At 66.4% G+C, this 20081-nt stretch carries 16 protein-coding genes and 2 other RNA genes; 6 read left to right on the top strand and 12 right to left on the bottom strand.

Translation table 11 applies throughout. The features are described 5' to 3' along the window. Window positions 1–10: 10 nt before the first annotated feature. Both MEU52_RS07870 and MEU52_RS07865 read right to left on the bottom strand, forming a co-directional pair. Entirely contained in the window at window positions 11–1825 is a 1815-nt protein-coding gene (locus MEU52_RS07870) for a nickel-dependent hydrogenase large subunit (RefSeq protein ID WP_238120511.1), read from the bottom strand. Continuing rightward, entirely contained in the window at window positions 1822–2928 is a 1107-nt protein-coding gene (locus MEU52_RS07865; protein WP_238120512.1) for a hydrogenase small subunit, read from the bottom strand. Before MEU52_RS07865 ends, MEU52_RS07870 begins: the two co-directional genes overlap by 4 nt. A gap of 307 nt (window positions 2929–3235) precedes the next feature. Between MEU52_RS07865 and MEU52_RS07860 the strand changes: the two genes are divergently transcribed. Further along, a complete protein-coding gene (locus MEU52_RS07860) occupies window positions 3236–4108 on the top strand; it encodes a toll/interleukin-1 receptor domain-containing protein (protein WP_238120513.1) in 873 nt (290 codons plus the stop codon). A gap of 83 nt (window positions 4109–4191) precedes the next feature. Further along, window positions 4192–4290: signal recognition particle sRNA small type (gene ffs / locus MEU52_RS07855), an RNA gene on the top strand. Window positions 4291–4646: 356 nt separating this feature from the next. Here ffs (MEU52_RS07855) and MEU52_RS07850 read toward each other — a convergent pair. Then, window positions 4647–4943, bottom strand: coding sequence for a GIY-YIG nuclease family protein (locus MEU52_RS07850; protein ID WP_238120514.1), 297 nt, complete (start codon window positions 4941–4943; stop codon window positions 4647–4649). A gap of 141 nt (window positions 4944–5084) precedes the next feature. Continuing rightward, on the bottom strand, window positions 5085–5717 hold the full coding sequence (locus MEU52_RS07845; protein ID WP_238120515.1) for a hypothetical protein: 633 nt from the start codon (window positions 5715–5717) through the stop codon (window positions 5085–5087). Between the two features lie 288 nt (window positions 5718–6005). Between MEU52_RS07845 and ffs (MEU52_RS07840) the strand changes: the two genes are divergently transcribed. From ffs (MEU52_RS07840) to MEU52_RS07825, 4 genes are all read left to right on the top strand, one after another. Beyond that, an RNA gene (gene ffs / locus MEU52_RS07840) (signal recognition particle sRNA small type) lies at window positions 6006–6104 on the top strand. A 441-nt stretch (window positions 6105–6545) separates the two neighbouring features. Next, window positions 6546–6845, top strand: coding sequence for a hypothetical protein (locus tag MEU52_RS07835; RefSeq protein WP_238120516.1), 300 nt, complete (start codon window positions 6546–6548; stop codon window positions 6843–6845). A 147-nt stretch (window positions 6846–6992) separates the two neighbouring features. Further along, window positions 6993–8915 (top strand): DNA polymerase III subunit gamma/tau, encoded by a 1923-nt coding sequence (locus tag MEU52_RS07830; RefSeq protein ID WP_238120517.1) that lies wholly within the window; start codon window positions 6993–6995, stop codon window positions 8913–8915. A gap of 18 nt (window positions 8916–8933) precedes the next feature. Continuing rightward, window positions 8934–9254, top strand: coding sequence for a YbaB/EbfC family nucleoid-associated protein (locus MEU52_RS07825; protein ID WP_238120518.1), 321 nt, complete (start codon window positions 8934–8936; stop codon window positions 9252–9254). Between the two features lie 564 nt (window positions 9255–9818). Here the strand turns inward: MEU52_RS07825 and MEU52_RS07820 are convergent. The 8 genes from MEU52_RS07820 to MEU52_RS07785 form a co-directional block, all read right to left on the bottom strand. Further along, window positions 9819–10295, bottom strand: coding sequence for a ferritin-like domain-containing protein (locus tag MEU52_RS07820; RefSeq protein ID WP_238120519.1), 477 nt, complete (start codon window positions 10293–10295; stop codon window positions 9819–9821). A gap of 71 nt (window positions 10296–10366) precedes the next feature. After that, on the bottom strand, window positions 10367–10732 hold the full coding sequence (locus MEU52_RS07815; protein ID WP_238120520.1) for a 2Fe-2S iron-sulfur cluster-binding protein: 366 nt from the start codon (window positions 10730–10732) through the stop codon (window positions 10367–10369). A gap of 580 nt (window positions 10733–11312) precedes the next feature. Beyond that, entirely contained in the window at window positions 11313–13502 is a 2190-nt protein-coding gene (gene pnp / locus MEU52_RS07810) for a polyribonucleotide nucleotidyltransferase (RefSeq protein WP_238120521.1), read from the bottom strand. A gap of 324 nt (window positions 13503–13826) precedes the next feature. Then, complete coding sequence (gene rpsO / locus MEU52_RS07805) at window positions 13827–14096, bottom strand: 30S ribosomal protein S15 (RefSeq protein ID WP_238120522.1); 270 nt, start codon at window positions 14094–14096, stop codon at window positions 13827–13829. Window positions 14097–14312: 216 nt separating this feature from the next. After that, window positions 14313–15395, bottom strand: coding sequence for a tRNA pseudouridine(55) synthase TruB (gene truB, locus MEU52_RS07800; protein WP_238120523.1), 1083 nt, complete (start codon window positions 15393–15395; stop codon window positions 14313–14315). Next, window positions 15392–15808: a 30S ribosome-binding factor RbfA gene (rbfA, locus tag MEU52_RS07795; protein ID WP_238120524.1), complete on the bottom strand. Its 417-nt coding sequence runs from the start codon at window positions 15806–15808 to the stop codon at window positions 15392–15394. The genes truB and rbfA overlap by 4 nt, the downstream gene beginning before the upstream one ends. A gap of 281 nt (window positions 15809–16089) precedes the next feature. Beyond that, window positions 16090–19266 (bottom strand): translation initiation factor IF-2, encoded by a 3177-nt coding sequence (infB, locus tag MEU52_RS07790; protein ID WP_238120525.1) that lies wholly within the window; start codon window positions 19264–19266, stop codon window positions 16090–16092. Continuing rightward, the gene (locus MEU52_RS07785; RefSeq protein WP_238120526.1) at window positions 19263–20066 is read right to left on the bottom strand and encodes an RNA-binding protein; all 804 of its coding nucleotides are present in this window, start codon (window positions 20064–20066) and stop codon (window positions 19263–19265) included. Before MEU52_RS07785 ends, infB begins: the two co-directional genes overlap by 4 nt. Between the last annotated feature and the right edge of the window lie 15 nt (window positions 20067–20081).

Below are 20081 nucleotides of genomic sequence, written 5' to 3'. Positions count from 1 at the left end.
GCTCACCTCCTCAGCGCACGCTGACGCGGGCCAGCTCCTCGCCGTCGTCCGACATCACATGGGTCGAACAGGCGAGGCAGGGATCGAAGGAGTGGAGGGTCCGCAGAATCTCCACCGGCTCTTCCGGGCGCGCCATGGGCGTGTTCATGAGGGAGGCCTCGAACGCGCCGATATTGCCCTTGGGATCACGCGGGCCGCCGTTCCAGGTGGTGGGCACCACGCACTGGTAGTTCTCGATCCGCCCGTCCTTGATCTTGATCCAATGCCCGAGGCCGCCGCGCGGCGCCGCCACCGTGCCCACCCCCTTGGCCTCCTTGGGCCAGGTGGCGGGGTCCCACTTCTCCATATTGGCGGTGGCGGTATCGCCCGCCTTGATATTGGCGATGAGGGCGTTGAAATCGTCCAGCATCATATGGGCGCAATAATGCGCCTCCAGCGCCCGGGCCAGCGTGCGGCCGATGGTGGTGGGCAGCGCCTGCTTGGCGGTGAGCTGGGTGCCGGCCAAGGTGTTGAAGGCGCCCAGCGCCTCGTCCACCTGCCCCTTCACGAACGGCACGCCATGGGCATAAGCGAGGATGTAGCGGGCCAGTGGGCCCACCTCCACCGCATTGCCCCGCCAGCGCGGCGCCTTGATCCAGGAATATTTCGCGTTCTCGTCCACCGCCTCGATATTGGTGCGGGTGCCCTTGGCATTGGGGCCGAGCACATATTGCGGGTCGGTGATGCCGTCCCACGGGTGCAGGCCCTTGTTCTTGTCCGCCTCCCCATAGGTGTACCAGGAGTGGGCCACGAACTCCTGCACCTGCTCGGGATCGCGCGGGTCGATGGGATGGATTTCCTCCCAATTGCCGTTGAGGATGACGCCGCCGGGCAGGCGATCGGTCTTCTTCTGGCCCTGGATGGCGGCATAGTCGCCGTAATCCATCACGTTCTGGCCGGAAAGGCCGCCGCCATAGAGCCAGCCCTTGTAGAAAGAGGCGATGGCGATGACATCCGGCACATAGACGTTCTTGGAAAATTCAAAGGCTTCCTGCAGCTTCAGCTGCACGAAGTTCAAACGCTCCATGTTGAGCGGGGCGCCGGCGGCCAGATCCCCGTTCATGTTGATGGCGCACGGCACGCCACCCACCAGATAATTGGGGTGCGGATTCTTGCCGCCAAAGATGGTGTGCACCTTCACGATTTCCTTCTGGAAATCGAGCGCCTCGAGATAATGGGTGACGGCCAGCAGATCCGCTTCCGGCGGCAGCAGATAGGCCGGGTTGTCCCAGTATCCGTTCTTGAAGATGCCGAGCTGGCCGCTCTCCACGAACTTCTTCAGCCGGTTCTGCACATCGCGGAAATAGCCCGGCGAGGACTTGGAATGGGCCGAGATGGACTGCTGCAGCACGCTGGTCGCCTTGGGGTCGGCTTTCAGCGCGTTTACCGGGTTCACCCAGTCGAGGGCGTGCAGGTGATAGAAGTGCACCACGTGGTCGTGCCACTGCAGCACCTTGGCCATGATCTCGCGGATGAGATAGGCGTTGTTGGGGATGGTGATGTTCAGCGCATCTTCCACCGCCCGCACGGAGGTGAGGGCGTGGCAGCCGGTGCACACGCCGCAGATGCGCTCCACGAAAGCCCAGGCGTCGCGCGGGTCGCGGCCTTTCAGGATGACTTCCAGCCCGCGCCACATGGTGCCGGTGGAAACCGCGTTGCGGATGATGTTCTGATCATCCACATTCACCTCGCAGCGCATATGCCCTTCGATGCGGGTGACGGGATCGACGACGATGCGCTTGCCGGACGTGTCGAGGGTGAAGCCGTTCGGCGTCTGAATGGTCACTTGTCGCCTCCCTTATCGGCGCCATTGCCTGCGTCGTGCTTTGTCTGGGCGCGCTTCAGGGCGCTGATGGCGGCATGCACCGCCACGCCCCCGCCCACCACGGCGGCGGCCGCGAGGCCCACCTTGTCCGCATTGCTTTCGATGCCGAAGCCGGAGCCCTTCAGGTCGGCGAGGCGCGCATACCACGAGCCCTTGTCCCAGAAGCCGTCTTCCGAGCAGCCGATGCAGCCGTGGCCGGCCTGGATGGGGAAGGACACGCCATCGTTCCAGCGCACGGTGGAGCAGGCGTTGTAGGTGGTGGGGCCCTTGCAGCCCACCTTGTAGAGGCAATAGCCCTTGCGCGCGCCTTCGTCGTCGAAGCTCTCCACATATTGCCCGGCGTCGAAATGGGGGCGCCGATAGCATTTGTCGTGGATGCGCTGGGAATAGAACATCAGCGGCCGGCCCTGGCGATCAAGGGCGGGGAGCTGGTCGAAGGTGAGCATATAGGTGATGACGCCGGTCATCACCTCGGCGATGGGCGGGCAGCCCGGCACCTTGATGATGGGCTTGTCGAAGATCACCTCATGCACGGGCGTGGCGCGGGTGGGGTTGGGCCGGGCCGCCTGCACGCAGCCATAAGAGGCGCACGAGCCCCAGGAGATGATGGCCTTGGCGTCGGTCGCGACCTTCTTGAGCTGGTCCACGAAGGGCTTGCCGCCGATGATGCAATACATGCCATCCTCGTTGAGGGGCGGGTTGCCCTCCACGGCCAGGATGTAATTGCCCTTATACTTGGTCATCACCTCATCGAGAATGGCTTCCGCCTGGTGGCCGGCGGAGGCCATCAGCGTGTCGTCATAGTCGAGGGAGATCATGGAGAGCACCACATCCTTGGCCAGCGGATGGGCCGAGCGGATGAAGCTTTCCGAGCAGCAGGTGCATTCCAGCCCATGCAGCCACAGCACCGGGGTGCGCGGCTTGGTTTCCATGGCATGAGCGATCTTGGGCGCAAACTCCGGCCCAAGGCCCAGCGCCGCCGCCGTGAGCGAGCAATATTTCAGGAACGACCGGCGGGTAATGCCCTGCCGCCGCATGACTTCATAAAACGTCTCGAGGGCCATAAAGGCGTCCCCCCTTGGCTGACCTTGTCCTCCCCTCCGGCGTCGAGGCCGGGGGATTGGAACCGTTTCAGCAAGGCGTGTGCCAGAGGGGGAGCGTGAGGGATTTCAGGGGGTTGGGCTGAATGGTGCGGCGGCGGGGTGGATGGGGGGTGAGCGGTTTGAGGGGGGCGGTGGAAAGGGGGTTATCGGGAATGGTAGTCGATATTACGATTTCGGCGATTCGAGCTAGATAATGGTGAAGCGAAGGGAATGGCGTGACCCCGTTTCCCCATTCCAATTTTTCGGACGAAGCGGGAGGGCCGACAAGATGAAATTGTCAAAATCTCAGAGAATAAAATTTATCAGGGATATTTCAAAACGACTCGAGCCCGAAACTTGGACTGAGATTGATTTGGTTTTGAAGCAATTTTATCTGCCGACTAGCGATCAATGGAATGGCGGAAAAGATGCTTATGTCGTCAAAATGATTGAAGATTCAAATGATTCTGACCTATCTGAACTTGCTGAACATTTCGGAATTATAACAAAGGAAGGAAACGGACAAAAGGACGAGGATTTTAATAGTCATTTCTGGGAAGATGGAAAATTAAAGGTTTTTATATCGCACTTGACTGCCCATCGAGAGCAGGCGTCAAAATTGAAAAATGCACTCAGTCGATGGGGAATGGGATGTTTTGTTGCGCACAACGATATACATCCAACTCTCGAATGGCAGATTGAAATTGAAGCGGCGCTATCTACATGCGATTTACTTATCGCCTTAATTCATCCCGGATTCAAGGATAGCTCTTGGTGCGATCAGGAGATTGGCTACGCGCTCGGTCGCGGTATTCCGGTGTTTTCTATCAAATGCGGCGCCGATCCTCATGGATTCGTTAGTCGCTTTCAGGCCTTCAACGGGCAGGGAAAGGCAGAATCTAGTATCGGGAAGGAAATATTTGAACATGCTTTACGTCATAAAAAACTGCAGGACAAAATCGCCTACATTTTGGTGAATATGTTCGCAAACAGCGGAAGTTTTTCGGACGCTAAGACGCGAATTGCTCTTCTCGAAAGGCTTGAGGTTTGGGATGATTCTTTTAATGCAATTATTTCTGATGCATTAAAGAAAAATAGCCAGATATACGATTCGTGGGGAGTGCCGGATCAAGTAAGAAAACTTCTCGCTAAGTGGAAGTAGGATTCCCTCTTCCAAGGATGGGGCGAATTTGGCGATCGCCTTACCCCCTTGCATCCCACCCCTCCCCTTGCCATATCGCGCGTGGGAGGTTGGCGGTGGACGAGCCACTCGCCAACGGGGTCAGGTCCAGAAGGAAGCAGCCTCAACGCGCCGTGCCTCGGGTCTTCGTCCCGCTTCACAACCCTCTTCCATACCGACGCGCCTGCCCCTGCCGATGGATGCTCCGGTCAAGCCGGAGCATGACGGTGGTTGGGCGGAGGGTTAGCGCGTTATGCGCCGACGGACGGGCTGCGCTGGCATCGGGATATTGCCGCGGCTGCCCTCCTCCGCGCCGTCGCCCTCCGGCTTGACCGGAGGGCCCACCTCACGGCTTGTGCCGACAAAGGGTGCGGCCATGGATGCTCCGGTCAAGCCGGAGCATGACGGTGGTTTTTGAAGGGGGCATCTTCGGGAATGCGCTCGGCGCCGGTGCCGGAAGGTTGCCCTGGTTGACGGCCACCCCACCGTCGCCCCCCGGCTTGACCGGAGGGCCTATTCCTCAGCCGAGCGCGATCTCGTCGAAGAGGTCGCGCCACTCGGGATTGCTCTTTTCCACCAGATCGATCTTCCACTGCCGCAGCCACGCCTTCAGCCGCTTTTCCCGCTGGATGGCGGCGAGGGCCGTGTCGTGGATCTCGAACCAGACGAGGCGGTGGACATGGTAGCGGCTGGTGAAGCCCGTTCCGGTGCCGAGCCGGTGCTCGAACACGCGGCGCGTCAGATCATTGGTCACGCCTACATAGAGTGTGTCGCGGGGCTTGCTGGCGAGGAGATAAACGAAATAACGCCGCTCCATGCACAAGCTCCGCCGTGGTCGCGTCCACAGTGCACCGGGAGCCGGCCGTTTCGCCAGGGGGTGGATGCTCCGGTCAAGCCGGAGCATGACGGCGGTTGGGATGGGAGGCGCAGAATTGGACCGGCGCCCCGCATCGCACGTTCACCCCTCAGGAAACACCAGCCCCGCCTTCCGCAGCGCGTCCCCTGATCCCAATCCCATGCGCTTCACCACCATCATGGCCTGCGCCATGGGGATGTTGAGGGGGACCACGCGGTCTTTCGGGACATAGAAGAGGTCGCCGGACATGGGGGTTGGGGCGCGGGGGATGAAGACGGCGGCCCAGCCGTCGGGAATCTCCTCCAGCTGGTAGCCGAGCTGCCAGGCGCCGTCGCGGCTGATCAAGGCCGGGGTGACGCCGGCCATGCTTTCCACCTGGGTCAGGCCATCAGCCATGCTCTTCACCAGCTGGTATTGCGGCACGCCGCCCAGCAGGGAATTCTCCCAGAAGCGCGTCACCCGCCGGCCGTGGCGCGTGCTGGCGGCATAGCCCGCGCCGAAGGCGATGAGGAGAATGAGCAGAAGGCCGATGAGGCTTTCCCCGCTCACCCCCACATAATCTTCCACCGGCACCAGATGGGAGACGGGCTTGGCGAGCGCCCCCACCAGCTTGATGGCGTGTCCCAGCACGATGAGCACCAGCACCGCGGGCAGAAGAAACACCATGCCCAGCACCAGTCGTCGCCCCAGGATCACCAGGACCGACCTCGGCTTGTCCTGCCCGCCCTGCGCCATGGTTCCATTCTCCCTGAAGACACCCGCGCCCCGCCAGAGGCCGCGGCGGCCCGGCCGCCGATGTCTATCGCACCCCAAGGGGCCGAGCCACTCCCCTCGGCGGCGCCTCTGTCCTGTGGTGGACCGCACCGCCTGGTTTCAAGGCCCGCCGTCGGCGCCGGAAACCGCGACGGCCTGGAGAAGCGGTGTTGAAGCGCGCCCGCCAAGCCTTTGCGGCGGCGCGTGATGCCCGGGGATCCTGTGCGTGCGCCCCTTGCATCGCGCCGGCACCCCTGCCATATAGCGCTCGGGAGGTTGGCGGTGGACGAGCCACTCGCCAACCGGGTCAGGTCCGGAAGGAAGCAGCCCCAACGAGCCCGGTCTCGGGTCTTCGTCCAGCCTCCCACCCTCGCACATCATCGCGCTTGCCTCGCGCGCCCGGTTTCCGGGCGGCGCCGGCGGGTGCGCGTCTGCCTCCGCCAGTGGCGCCTAGCGGTGCGGTGGGCCCTCCGGTCAAGCCGGAGGGCGACGGTGTGGGGAAGCTGATGCGGGCGACCGCCGCGGGCGCAGCGCTGCGTCTTCCCCAATAACCACCGTCATGCTCCGGCTTGACCGGAGCATCCATAGCCGCCCCCGGTGTGGCGCCTGGCGGCGGCGATAGGCCCTCCGGTCGAGCTGGAGCGCGACGGGGGAGAGGGCCGGAGGGCGACGGGGGCAGAGAGGGCTGGGACCATGCTCCCGGCGGCCCACCGAAATTGCGGGGGATGGGGCATGGGCGGGTGCGCGTTGTCGCAATCCCGCTTGGATCGCGGGGTAGGGGAGGGGCGCCCCATTGGAAGGAGCGCCATCATGTGGGTTGTCGTCGTCCTCGTCCTGAGCGCGCTGGTGAAGCCGGAAGTGGCTGTGAACCGCGAGACCAGCTACCCTACCGAGGAGGCCTGCAAGGCCGCCATTGCGAAGAACATCCCCGCCCGCCTGGACGCCAAGAACAAGGAAGCCTTCGCCGAAGGCTACCGCCGCTACGTCTGCATCCGCGTCCCCACCGACGCGAAAACGGGTGCCGCTAAGCCCGACGCGGCCAAGCCCCAGGCGGGTGCGTCGCCGGCCGGCAAGCCGCCGCTGCCGCAGCAGGTGCCCGCCCCGAAATAGGCGCGGAGGAATCGTCACGCGCGGCCGCAGTCGCCTTCCACAGGCGGGGTGCGGCCGTGCATTTCCGGGCGCGGGCCATCGACGCGCGCGCCCGCGGTGCTATGTATGGGGCATGTCCCCCGTCTTTCTCTTCTCGAAGGCCGCGTCATGAGCGAGGATCAGCGCAGCGATGAGGCGCACGGCGAGGCCCAGGACGATCTGGGCGCCGGCCTCGATCTCGGCACGCCGCCTGCGCCGGTTCCCGTGACGACCGCTCCCGCCCCCGCCAGCCCCGGCGCCTATCGGGTGCTGGCGCGCAAATACCGGCCGCAGAATTTCACGGACCTGATCGGCCAGGAGGCCATGGTCCGTACCCTGAAGAATGCGTTCGCCTCCGGCCGCATCGCCCAGGCCTATATCCTCACCGGCGTGCGCGGCGTGGGCAAGACCACCACCGCCCGCATCCTCGCCCGGGCGCTCAATTACGAACCCATGGATGGCGCGCCCGGCGGGCCCACCCTCGATCTTTCGGTGCCGGGCAAGCACTGCCGCGACATCATCGAATCCCGCCATGTGGACGTGATGGAGATGGACGCCGCGTCCAACACCTCCATCAACGACATCCGCGAGATCATCGAGAGTGCCCGCTATCGCCCGGTGATGGCCCGCTACAAGGTCTACATCATCGACGAAGTGCACATGCTCTCCACCGCCGCCTTCAACGGCCTGTTGAAGACGCTGGAGGAGCCGCCGGAGCATGTGAAATTCATCTTCGCCACCACCGAGATCCGCAAGGTGCCGGTCACCGTGCTCTCCCGCTGCCAGCGCTTCGATCTGCGGCGCGTGGATGCCGGCGTGCTCGCCGCCCACCTTTCCGGCATCTGCGCCAAGGAGGGGGTGGCCATCGAGCCGGAGGCTCTTTCCATCGTCGCCCGGGCGGCGGAAGGCTCGGTGCGCGACAGCCTCTCGCTGCTGGACCAGGCCATCGCCCATGGCGGCGGGCAAGTTTCGGCGGAAGAGGTGCGGCGCCTTCTCGGCCTTGCCGATAAGGGCCGCGTCATCGATCTGTTCGAGGCGCTGATGCGCGGCGAGATGCCAAAGGCCCTCGCCGAATTCCGCGACCAATATGATTCCGGCGCCGATCCGGCGGTGATCCTCACCGATCTCGCCGATTTCACCCATCTCGTCACCCGCCTGAAGATCGTCCCCGACACCGCCAATGACGCGGCGCTGGTGGAGGCCGAGCGGGTGCGCGGGGTGGAGATGGCTCGCGGCTTGTCCATGCGGGTGCTGGCCCGCGCCTGGCAGATGCTGCAGAAGGGCATCAGCGAGGTGCAGCAGGCCCCCAAGCCCGCCCAGGCGGCGGAAATGGTGCTGGTGCGCCTCGCCTATGCCGCCGATCTGCCCACCCCCGATGAAGCGCTGCGCCGGCTGAAGGACCAGCCGGTTTCCAGCCCGGGCGCCGGCCCCGGCGGCGGTTCCGGCGGGGCCGGCGGTGCCATGGCCATGGCGGCGGCGATGGGCGCGCCCATCACCGCTGGCATGCCCGCCCCCGTGACCGCTTCTGCCCCGCGGCTCGCTTTGGCGGCGGCGACCGCCGCGCCGCAGCCGGCGCCGACGCCCGTCCGGGCGCCGGCGGTGGAGGCGGGCCCACAGCTCGCCAGCCTCGCCGATGTGGCGGCCCTCGCCAGTGAGAAGCGCGATCTGCTGTTGAAGCTGGCGGTGGAAACCCAGGTGCGGCCGGTGAAGTTCGAGGACGGCCATATCGAGCTCGCCCTTGCCCCCGGTGGCAGCGCCACGGTGGTGCAGAACATCGCCAAGAAGCTGTCCGAATGGACCGGCCGGCGCTGGCTGGTCTCCCTCTCCCAGGAGCAGGGCGGCCCGACGCTGGCCGAGGAGAAGGACGCCCGCCGCGCCGAGCGGGAGGAGGGCATCAAGGCCCATCCCCTGGTGGCGGCGGTGCTGGCGCGCTTTCCCGGCGCCGAGGTGGTGGATGTGCGCACCCGCGAGGATGAGGCCAGCGAGGCGCTGCCTCCCGCCGAGGACGACGCCTATTCCGGCCCCGGGCCGGATGATGAGATCGAATATTGAGTGAAGGAGAGTGAGGCGATGCGCGACCTGTTGGGCATGATGAAGCAGGCCAAGGAGCTGCAGGAGCGCATGCAGCAGATGCAGGCGGAACTGGAGAATGTGGAGGTGGATGGCGCCTCCGGCGGCGGCCTCGTCACCGTGCGCGTCACCGCCAAGGGCGAGTGCAAGGCCATCCATATCGACCCCTCGCTGTTGAAGCCCGACGAGGCGGAGATCGTGGAAGACCTCATCGTCGCCGCCCTGGCCGATGCCCGCGGCAAGGCCGAGCGGGTGATGCAGGAGAAGATGCAGGCCCTCACCGGCGGCCTCGCTTTGCCCCCCGGCATGAAGCTGTTCTGACGCCAGCGCGTGTTTGTCCGGCGAAGCCCCAGCGGGGCGCCGCCATCGGGCTCCCCGCTGGGGCTTCGCCGGAATGTGCCGGGCGCCCACTTTTCGAGCGGGAGCGGAAGGCGTACGCGGTCCTGCCTCCTGCTTTGCGCGACCGTGATGCGTTGCGGGTTTTTGGGGCCAAGCAGGGTCTGGCCAAGCAGGGTCTGGTGAAGCCGGTGTCGCCTCAGCGTGCCGCGGCAGGTGGGACGCGACACCTGTGCCGCGGCGAACTGCGCGGCGACACAGGAGCGGGCAGGCAGGGGCACCAAGCCCCTCTAAGCCAAGCCCCACACGGCGGGCCGTACGGCCGTTCGGCCTTCCCGTGACTGGCGGGAAGGGTGCGCTTCTGTCCTGCGGAATGGGGCAGGGGGCAGGCCCACACCCGGCAAACCAGGTTGTTGCGGCGTGTGAACGGCCCGCGCGGCGCACCCAAAAATGAGCGCGTGCACCGCGCCGACACCGTTATTGCTTTGGCGCGGCCCGGATGCTCCGGTGGTCATCCTCTGACCGCCGGACGATCCGCATTGGCGCGGCTCAGCTCGCCGTGACGGAACGGCGGGCCTCATAGGCGGCGATCCATTTGTGGATCTCCCGAACGTGCTGGCTCTCCTCCTCGAAGAATTCCTTCGCGAGCGCCTTGATCTCAGGGTCCTCGCTGGTGTCGAGGATGGACTTGTAATAATCGCGGCTGGCTTCTTCCGCCTCGCGGGCGATCTGCAGCGCCTCGCCATGGCCCAGGAAGGGGTCGGCGGCCCAGATGGCGGCCGTTTCCGGGCTTTCGACGTCGGGCCAATCGAATTCGGACGCGGCCTTGGTGGGGATGTCGCGGAACGCGGAGCGCGCGCGGGCGTCGGCGAGGTGCATCCGCGAGTATTCGGATAGGCGCCGGAAGAGCTTGCTCACGTCGCTATTGCCGCAGCTTCCCATGGCGTCTGCCAGCTCGCCGAAACGGAGGGCGGCCTCCTCTTCCAGCTTGACGGCGTAAGCAAGGAATTCTTCGACACTGTTCATCGGACCACCTCCAGATGAAGGCCGGGCCGGCTGCGCGCCGACCCTGCCGAATGATCGTGAAAGAGCTTAGCTCAAACCTCGACCGCGCACACTTCGTAGTGAATGATCACTTCCTCTTCGCGCGCGATGAACTGACACGCGAGCCGATAAGGCGGCGCGATATCATTGACCTCGGCATCGCGGATTTGCTCTTCGGTGATCTTTTCCAGTTCCCTGAGCTTGGCCTTTTCCCGCTCGGTCAGCGCGATCGCCATGCGCGGCTTGCCTTCGGGATATTCGACGCGGATGAGGCAGGAGCCGCATTCGCCTTCTTCACATTCGAAGGGAATTTGCACGCCGTTCGCCTTGGCGACGGTGAGAATGGTGCTGGTATCGCCCGCCGTCGCATAGGCGCGCTTATCCTTCGTGCTCGACGAGCGAAAAGTAATAATCGGCATATTTGCCTCCAATTTGAGAACGTCCACCCAACGCGGGATACAGTAATTTTAAATGTTAAATAATACTGATGTAACACAATGGACTGCCGACGCGCGACTGCAGCCAAACGTCATGCTGAGAGCAGCACTTTAGAAGTGCCTACATCCGGTGGCCGTGCGTTTTATTGATTTGAATCATATTGCTATAAATTTGTTCACGTGATGGGCGTGCGGCTGCAGATTACCACTCTGTCGTGCCAAGGCCTCTAAAACCGGAGTGCAGCCTAGTAAAGCGGCAGATAAAAGCCCCTATCCCCTTCTGCAGGCTCATGCCGCTGCGCGATATCCAGGCAGCCCTGTGGTGGCGACAGAAGGCCGGCTCGCCTTTCGGTTTTGTGGCAGGTGTCGCTAAGTCATTTGTAAAGCGATATTTTTTTGATCATCGCTGGTGCGAATTGGGTGATCGGACGCCTCTGTTGGTTTTGAAAGCGCCGCCCCATTTTTCAAAGAGAGCCGATCCCCCTTATGGGAACATGTCGGCAAAGCCAAAAAAAAGGGCGGCCAATCGGCCGCCCTTCCGTCTTTGTCGCGCAATGGTCGATCATTCGGCGGCGCCGGCCTCGCCATTCTCGTCCTTGGCAGCGGCCTTGGCGGCGTCCCGCTCGGCCTTTTCCTTGGCCTCGAGGTCCTCGCCGGTCACCTGGTCCACCACCTTCATGGACAGGCGGGTCTTGCCGCGCTCGTCGAAGCCCATGAGCTTGACCTTGACCTTGTCGCCTTCCTTGACGACGTCGGAGGGCTTGTTCACCCGCTCCTTGGCCATCTGGGAGACATGCACCAGGCCGTCCTTGGAACCGAAGAAGTTCACGAAGGCGCCGAAGTCCACCACCTTCACGACAGTGCCGTCATAGATCTGGCCCACTTCCGGCTCGGAAGCGATGGACTTGATCCAGTTGATGGCGGCCTTGATGCTGTCGCCCGAAGACGAGGCGATCTTGATGGTGCCGTCGTCCTCGATATTGACCTTGGCGCCGGTCTTCTCGACGATCTCGCGGATCACCTTGCCGCCGGAGCCGATCACTTCGCGGATCTTGTCCACCGGGATCTTCATGACCTCGATGCGCGGGGCATGCTCGCCCAGCTCGGCGCGGGCGCTGGTGAGGGCCTTGGACATCTCACCGAGGATGTGGGTGCGACCGTCCTTGGCCTGGGCCAGGGCGACCTTCATGATCTCCTCGGTGATGCCGGCGATCTTGATGTCCATCTGGAGCGAGGTCACGCCCTGCTCGGTGCCGGCCACCTTGAAGTCCATGTCGCCGAGGTGATCCTCGTCGCCGAGGATGTCGGACAGCACGGCGAACTTCTCACCTTCCAGGATGAGGCCCATGGCGATGCCCGCCACCGGGCGCCGCAGCGGCACGCCCGCATCCATCAGCGCCAGCGAGGAGCCGCAGACGGTGGCCATGGAGGAGGAGCCGTTGGACTCCAGGATCTCGGAGACCACGCGCAGGGTGTAGGGGAACTCGTGCTTGGCGGGCAGCATCGGGTGGATGGCGCGCCAGGCGAGCTTGCCGTGGCCGATCTCGCGGCGGCCGGGGGAGCCCATGCGGCCGGTCTCGCCCACGGAGAAGGGCGGGAAGTTGTAGTGCAGCAGGAAGTGCTCCTTGTAGGTGCCTTCCAGGCTGTCGATGAACTGCTCGTCCTCGCCGGTGCCCAAAGTGGCGACCACCAGGGCCTGGGTCTCGCCGCGGGTGAACAGAGCGGAGCCGTGGGCGCGCGGCAGGATGCCGACTTCCGAGACGATGGGGCGCACGGTGCGCACGTCACGGCCGTCGATGCGGATGCCGTCGTCGAGGATGTTCCAGCGCACGATCTGGGCTTCGAGGTGTTTGATCACCTCGGCCACCACCTGGCCGTTGGGCACCGCGGTGCCGCCCAGCGCCAGCTCCTCGTAATACTTCTTCACCTTGGACTTGGCAGCGCCGACCGCCTCATAGCGGGCCTGCTTCTGCTTGATCTTGTAGGCGGCGCGCAGGTCGGCCTCGGCGATTTCCTTCACCTTGGCCTCGACGGCGGAGACGTCGGCGGGCTGGAAGGTGCGGGGCTCCTTGGCGGCCTTCTCGGCCAGCTTGATGATGGCCTCGATCACCGGCTGGAAGTGCCGGTGGCCGAACATCACGGCGCCCAGCATGATCTCCTCGGGCAGCTCTTTCGCTTCCGATTCCACCATCAGCACGGCGTCGGAGGTGCCGGCCACCACCAGGTCGAGGTCGCTTTCCTTGACTTCGTCCACGGTGGGGTTGAGCACGTATTCATTGTCGATGAAGCCGACGCGGGCGGCGCCCACCGGGCCCATGAAGGGGATGCCGGAGAGGGTGAGGGCGGCGGAGGCGGCCACCAGGGAGACCACGTCGGGGTCGTTCTCCAGGTCGTGGGCGAGCACGGTGATGATCACCTGGGTGTCGCACTTGTACCCATCGGGGAACAGGGGGCGGATCGGCCGGTCGATGAGGCGGGAGACCAGGGTCTCCTTCTCGGAGGGGCGGCCCTCACGCTTGAAATAGCCACCGGGAATGCGGCCGGCGGCGTAGGACTTTTCCTGGTAGTTCACGGTCAGGGGGAAGAAGTCCTGGCCGGGCTTCGGCTCCTTGGCGGAAACCACGGTGGCGAGCACCTTGGTGTCGCCGTAGGTGGCGAGCACCGAGCCATCGGCCTGGCGGGCCATCTTGCCCGTCTCCAGGGTGAGGGTGGTTCCGCCCCAATCCAGCGTTTCGCTGTGAATGTCGAACATGCGTCGTCTTTCTCTATTGGCGAACGAGGCGAGCCATGAGCAAGACGGCCGGACGCGCCGCGCGAAGCGCACCTTCCGGGGAAGGGGCTCCGACGGTTGCGTCCGGCGATCCTGCCATGGTTCGTCCCTTGCTTCGCGGACCCGCAGCCGGCCCCATGCCTGCTGCGATGGCACGCCACGGGGGCATGCGCGGCACCGGCGCAGAAAAGGGCCGGGCCAGGGGGTTCATAAGACCATCTGCGGACGCAGCCGCACATGGGCCCGCCGAAACCGGCGGGAGGGGACCGGACCCGAACGGAAGACCCGCGCGGATCCGGCGTAACATCAGCGGCGCAGGCCGAGACGTTCGATCAGGGACTTGTAGCGGCCCTCGTCCTTCTTCTTCAGATAGTCGAGAAGGCTACGACGCTGCGAGACGAGCTTCAGCAGCCCGCGACGCGAGTGGTTGTCCTTGTGGTGGGACTTGAAGTGCTCGGTGAGGTTCACGATGCGGGTCGTGAGGATCGCCACCTGCACCTCGGGCGAACCGGTGTCGCCGTCCTTGGTCCCGAAATCCTTGATGAGCTCCTGCTTGCGCTCGGCCGTGATCGACATCGCAGTGTCCTTTCAAACGGAGTGGAAAAGGCGCGCCGTCGCACCGCCAGGGCGGGGAGGAGCGCCAGTCGGCCGGGCCGGGATGTCGTCCAGCACGGTCGAATGCAAATGCGAAAATCGGCGCCCGAATGGCATCGGGCGCCGCTTTCGCGCCGGGACTATAGCCGAATTCCCTTTCGGGGCCAGCGGAATGTTGGCCCCGGCGCGGGAGCGGTCTCAGCTCTCGGTGTCGAGGGCCCGGGGGCGCGGACGCCGCGCCCAGTTGAACACCCGGTGCGGGTAGATTTCACCCGCCTCCACATCGCCGATGGCGATGAGGCCGCCCTGGCAGAACACGGCGGCATGCCCCTCGACGATGGGCGCATCGCGTCCGCGCAGGATCACGCTCTGGCCGCAGCGCAGCCGGTGCGCGTCAGGTGGGGTGACGGTGAGATGCGGAATCTCATCGAGGGCGAACTCCACCGGGTCCAGCGCCTCCATCAGATCCGCCTCGCCGGCGTCGGCGCGCTCGCGCAGCTCATCCAGGGAAACGAGGTCATCCTCGAGGAACGGGCCCACCGAGGTGCGTCGCAGCGCCGAGACATGGCCGCGGGCGCCCAGCATGCGGCCGAGATCGCGCGCGATGGCGCGCACATAGGTGCCCTTACCGCACTCCGCCTCCAGCACCGCATGGTCGGCATCGGGCCGTTCCACCAGGTCGAGGCGATAGATGGTGACGGGCCGCGCCTCCAGCACCACGTCCGCGCCCTCGCGGGCCAGGTCGTAGGCGCGTTCGCCGCCGATCTTCAGCGCGGAATAAGCGGGCGGCACCTGCTGGATCTCGCCCCGGAAGGGGGCAAGGGCGGCCAGGATCTCGTCGTCGCTCGGGCGCAGCTCGGAGGTGGCCACCGGCTTGCCCTCGGCGTCGTCCGTGTCGGTCTCGATGCCGAAGTGGACGGTAAAGCGATAGGTCTTGCGGCCATCCATCACATAGGGAACGGTCTTGGTGGCCTCGCCGAAGGCGATGGGCAGGCAGCCGGACGCCAGCGGATCCAGGGTGCCCGCGTGCCCGGCCTTCTTGGCCGAGAACAGGCGCTTCACCACGGTGACCGCCTGGGTGGAGGTCATGCCCGTGGGCTTGTCGAGCAGCACCCAGCCGTCGAGGTCGCGCTTGGGCGTGCGGGGGCGGTTGTCCTGCTGGCGATTGTCGTTTCCGCGCCCGTGGCCGCGCGGGGGGCGCTGGGCGTCGGCGGCGGGGCTGGCCTCGGGTTCCTCCGGCGCGGCGGCGGGAACGGCGGATGCGGCAGATGCGGTTGTCATTCGCGGTTGGTCTCTTCGTCGTCACTGTCGAGATCGCGGACGACCTCGGGGGTGCGCAGCAGCGCGTCCATGCGGGCGCCCTCGTCGAACGAGGTGTCCTCACGGAACCGCAGTTCCGGCACGGATTTCAGCTCCACCCGGTGCGCCACTTCGGTGCGCAGGTGGCGCTTGTTGGCCTCCAGGGCCTTGATCACGGCGCCGATGTCCTTGCCGCCCAGCGGCATGACAAAGCAGGTGGCGACCTTCAGGTCGGGCGACATGCGCACTTCCGGCACGGTGATGATGTGGCCGGAGAGCACCGGGTCGATATGGTCGCCGCGGGACAGCACGTCGGCCAAAGCGTGGCGCACCAGCTCGCCGACGCGCAGCATGCGCTGGGAGGGGCCGCCTCCCGTGCGGGCTTGGGATCTCATCTGTTCAAAAACCTCTTCGACACCGCGCGGCGCGGCCGGGGCGTCTTGTCTTCAAGTCGAGAGCGGATGGGTTTGGACCATGCCGCTCCGGTTCACTCCATATGTCTCAAGCCCCGAGGCGCCCCTTGGGTTCCCGGGGGGGCAACGCACCCTTTCGCCGGTGCGCCGCCCCCGCCTTGAAAAGGGGGGCGCCGACCGGCGATCCGGGGTCGAAGAGGGGTGCGTCGTCGCGGCGTCGCCCTCTCTCCGCTGGGGAGAGGGGGCGCCAGGGGCGGGGCTCCTCAGAGCGAGCGCTGCACCGTCTCCACGCGATAGCACTCGATGACGTCGCCTTCGCGCATGTCCTGGTAGTTCTCGAAGGACATGCCGCATTCCTGGCCGGCGTGCACCGTGTTCACCGCATCCTTGAAGCGGTTGAGGGTGGAGAGCTTGCCCTCGTGGATCACCACGTTGTCGCGGATGAGGCGGACATGCTGACCGCGCTCCACCACACCGTCGGTGACCAGGCAGCCCGCCACCTTGCCGACCTTGGACACGGCGAAGATCTGGCGGATCTCCGCGTTGCCCAGCATGGTCTCGCGGGTGATGGGGGCGAGCAGGCCGCTCATGGCGTGCTTCACGTCATCCACGAGGTCGTAGATGATGTTGTAGTAGCGGATCTCCACGCCCGCCCGGTCGGCGGCGTCGCGAGCTTCCTTGTTGGCGCGCACGTTGAAGGCGATGATCACCGCGCCGGATGTCTCCGCCAGGGTCACGTCGCTCTCGTTGATGCCGCCGGCACCCGAATGGATGATGCGGGCCTGCACCTCGTCGTTGCCCACCTTCTCGAGGGCACCGATGATGGCTTCCACCGAGCCCTGCACGTCGCCCTTGATGATGAGCGGGAACTCCTTGCGGCCAGACGACTTCACCTGGCTCATCATCTGTTCCAGCGAGCCGCGGATGGCGGTGGACCGGGCCGCCGCCTTCTCGCGCTTCTGGCGCTGACGATAATCGGTGATTTCGCGGGCGCGGGCTTCGTTCTCCACCGCCGCCAGGCGGTCGCCCGCCTCCGGGGTGCCGTTGAAGCCGAGCACCTCAACCGGCATGGACGGGCCGGCCTCGCTCACGTTGCTGCCGAGGTCGGAGATGAGGGCGCGCACGCGGCCCCATTCGGCGCCGGCCACCACGATGTCGCCCACATGCATGGTGCCACGCTGCACCAGCACGGTGGCCACCGGGCCGCGGCCGCGATCGAGCTTCGCCTCGACCACGGTGCCTTCGGCGGCGCGGTCGGGGTTGGCCTTGAGATCGAGGATTTCCGACTGCAGCGAGATGGCGTCGAGCAGCTTGTCGAGGTTGAGCTGCTCCTTGGCGGAGACCTCCACCTCGAGCGTCTCGCCGCCCAGGCTTTCCACCTGCACCTCGTGCTGGAGCAGCTCGGTGCGCACCCGCTCCGGCTTGGCGCCGGGCTTGTCGATCTTGTTGATGGCCACGATGATCGGCACACCGGCGGCGCGGGCGTGATGGATGGCTTCCACCGTCTGCGGCATCACGCCGTCATCGGCGGCCACCACCAGCACCACGATGTCCGTCACCTTGGCGCCGCGGGCACGCATGGCGGTGAAGGCGGCGTGGCCGGGGGTGTCGATGAAGGTGACCTTGCCGCCGGACGGCGCCGTCACCTGATAGGCGCCGATGTGCTGGGTGATGCCGCCGGCCTCGCCGGACACCACGTTGGCTTTGCGGATCGCGTCGAGCAGCGAGGTCTTGCCGTGGTCGACGTGACCCATGATGGTCACCACCGGCGGGCGCGGCAGCAGGTCCTCGGCGGCGTCGGGCGTGTCGAACAGGCCCTCTTCCACGTCGGATTCCGAGACGCGGCGCACCGTGTGGCCCATCTCCTCGGCGATCAGCTCGGCGGTGTCGGCGTCGATCACGTCGGTGATCTTCAGCATCTGCCCCTGCTTCATCAGCAGGCGGATCACATCCACGCCCCGCTCCGACATGCGGTTGGCGAGTTCCTGGATGGTGATGGTCTCGGGCAGGATCACCTCGCGGGCGATCTTTTCCTTGCTCTCCTGAGCGCGGTTGCCGGTCATGCGCTGGGTGCGGCGGCGGAACGAGGCCACCGAACGCTGGCGCTCCTCATCCCCCGACAGAGCGGTGACGACGGTCAGGCGGCCGCGCTGCTTTTCCGGGCCGGCGGGGGCGCGGGGCACCTTGACCGGGGCGGCGGGACGGGCGCCGGGGCCGCGACGGGCGGCGCGGCGCTCCTCCTCCTCGGCCTCGGCGGTGCCGGCGGGCCGGGGGGCGAGCGGACGGGCCGTGGTGGTGCCAGCGGGGCGCGCGGCGCCACCGGCCGGCCGGCTGGTGCCGGTCGAGCCCTGCTCGTCGCCGAAGCGCTTGCGCGCTTCCTGCTCGGCGCGGCGCTTGCTTTCCTCTTCCTGGGCGCGGCGGGCGTCCTCTTCGCGCTTGCGCGCTTCGGCGGCCTCGCGCTCGGCGCGCTCGGCGCGCTCACGCTCGGCGCGGCGGCGGGCTTCCTCCTCCGCGGCGCGGCGCTCCTCGGCCATGCGCTGCTCTTCGACGGCGCGGACGCGGGCGTCGGCAAGGGCGTTGGCGCGGGCATTGCGTTCATCATCGGTCAGGGTGCGCAGCACCACGCCCGATCCACCCTGGCGCTGGCCGGGGCGGCCGGCGGGACCACCGGGCCGGCGCTCGCCGGAGCCACCGCGACCCTGCTGGCCCTGACCATGGCCCTGCTGACCCTGGCGGTTGGCGCCGGGGCCCGCGGGGCGCTGGGCGCCGGCCTGGCCGGAGCGCTGCGCGGGGCCGGCCGAGCTGCCGGAACGGGAGCCGGAGCTGCTCTGCGGCCCGCTGGAGGCCCGGCTGCCGGAGGAAGTCGAAGACGTCGCGGGACGCGGGGCGGCAGGTGCCGCCGCCTGCGCCGGAGGGGCAACGGGCGTGGTGGGAGCAGAGGACACAGGCTTGGCTTCCGGAGCGGGGGCCGCAGGGGCTTCAACCGGTTTTTCGACGGGCATGTCAGTCGGCACGTCAGCCGGCACGTCGGCCGGCTTCGCGGTCGGCGCGGGCGCCGGTGCTTCCACCTTCACCTCGGCCTTCACGTCCACCTTGGCCGGTTCGGGCGCCTTGGCGACGGGTTCGGGCGCGGGCGGTGCCGCCGGCACCGGCGCCGCGGGCGCCTTGGCTTCGACGGGGGCCACCGGCGCGCTGGGAGCGGGCGCAGCCGGACGTGGCGCGGCCGGCGCCGCCGGCGCGGGCGCAGCCGGGGCGGCCTGCCCCGTCTCGCCGGGAGCAATGACGCGGCGCTTCACCTTCTCCACCACGACCGCCTTGGAGCGGCCATGGCTGAAGCTCTGGCGCACCGTGCCCTGCTCCACCGGGCGCTTCAGGGTGAGCGTCTTGCTGCCGGGGGCGGGGTGGAGCGTCTTGTCGCCGGGTGTCTTCGTATCGTTCATACCTTATCCGTTCCTTGCATCCGGCCGGGCGCGCGGCTGCTGTCCTCACCTGTGCGGTTCTGGTCCTCTCCCGATGGACTTAGAGCCGCCTGGGCACTGCTCACGGGACCCGCCCCGCGCTCGCCATCGACGGACGATCCGGTCCGCCAACGTTCGAGCCTGCGGCAGCGCGCGAGAAATCCCGCCGTCGTCGGATGCGCAAGCAGGGCCGCATGTACCACATTTGACCGCCCTAACGCCAAGTCCAAATCAATGCCGGGGAAGCAATCGACGATCGCCATCGGCGCATGGCGCGCCTCATGGTCGGACGTTGCGGCAATCTGGCGGGCCAGGGCGTTGAGCTTTCGCACGCCGTCGGGGCGCGCGTCGCCGGCGTGCAGCAGCACGGCGACGCTCCCGGAGCAGAGTGCGGATTCGACTTTGGCGTTGCCGGTCACCACCTGTCCCGCCTTGTTGGCAAGGGAGAGGCTGGCGCGGGCGTCCTTGTCCAGCAGGGTGTCGACGAGGGCGACCAGTTCGGGGCCGGCCTTGCCCTTGCCCTTGAACGCGCGGCCGAAGGCCTTGCGCTTCAACGCTGTCTCGAGGTCTCCACGGGTGGCGCAGACCCAGGCCCCGCGTCCGGGCAGCTTACGGGTGAGGTCGGGAACGATGGTTCCGTCCGGCCCCACCACGAAGCGGATCATGTCGGTGACCGGGGTGACCTGCCGCGTGGCGAGGCACAGGCGTGACAAAGGCGCCCGCGCGGCAGTCACGCTGCGCGGTCCCTCGTCCGTCTCGTCCTCGACAGGCTGTGCAAGCACCGTGGGTCATCTCCT

This window comes from Xanthobacter sp. NM-25 (genome assembly GCF_022138605.1).
In the GTDB taxonomy this organism is placed as follows: Bacteria; Pseudomonadota; Alphaproteobacteria; order Rhizobiales; family Xanthobacteraceae; genus Xanthobacter.
Note: the sequence above shows the minus strand (reverse complement) of the source record. Positions and strands in the feature narration are given on the sequence as shown.

Bases quoted from the DNA above. Each gene is read 5' to 3' on its own strand.
- MEU52_RS07865 (WP_238120512.1), bottom strand. From the start codon at position 2,928: ATGGCCCTCGAGACGTTTTATGAAGTCATGCGGCGGCAGGGCATTACC.
- MEU52_RS07860 (WP_238120513.1), top strand. From the start codon at position 3,236: ATGAAATTGTCAAAATCTCAGAGAATAAAATTTATCAGGGATATTTCA.
- MEU52_RS07850 (WP_238120514.1), bottom strand. From the start codon at position 4,943: ATGGAGCGGCGTTATTTCGTTTATCTCCTCGCCAGCAAGCCCCGCGAC.
- MEU52_RS07845 (WP_238120515.1), bottom strand. From the start codon at position 5,717: ATGGCGCAGGGCGGGCAGGACAAGCCGAGGTCGGTCCTGGTGATCCTG.
- MEU52_RS07835 (WP_238120516.1), top strand. From the start codon at position 6,546: ATGTGGGTTGTCGTCGTCCTCGTCCTGAGCGCGCTGGTGAAGCCGGAA.
- MEU52_RS07830 (WP_238120517.1), top strand. From the start codon at position 6,993: ATGAGCGAGGATCAGCGCAGCGATGAGGCGCACGGCGAGGCCCAGGAC.
- MEU52_RS07825 (WP_238120518.1), top strand. From the start codon at position 8,934: ATGCGCGACCTGTTGGGCATGATGAAGCAGGCCAAGGAGCTGCAGGAG.
- MEU52_RS07820 (WP_238120519.1), bottom strand. From the start codon at position 10,295: ATGAACAGTGTCGAAGAATTCCTTGCTTACGCCGTCAAGCTGGAAGAG.
- MEU52_RS07815 (WP_238120520.1), bottom strand. From the start codon at position 10,732: ATGCCGATTATTACTTTTCGCTCGTCGAGCACGAAGGATAAGCGCGCC.
- pnp (WP_238120521.1), bottom strand. From the start codon at position 13,502: ATGTTCGACATTCACAGCGAAACGCTGGATTGGGGCGGAACCACCCTC.
- rpsO (WP_238120522.1), bottom strand. From the start codon at position 14,096: ATGTCGATCACGGCCGAGCGCAAGCAGGAGCTCATCAAGGATTTCGGG.
- truB (WP_238120523.1), bottom strand. From the start codon at position 15,395: ATGACAACCGCATCTGCCGCATCCGCCGTTCCCGCCGCCGCGCCGGAG.
- rbfA (WP_238120524.1), bottom strand. From the start codon at position 15,808: ATGAGATCCCAAGCCCGCACGGGAGGCGGCCCCTCCCAGCGCATGCTG.
- infB (WP_238120525.1), bottom strand. From the start codon at position 19,266: ATGAACGATACGAAGACACCCGGCGACAAGACGCTCCACCCCGCCCCC.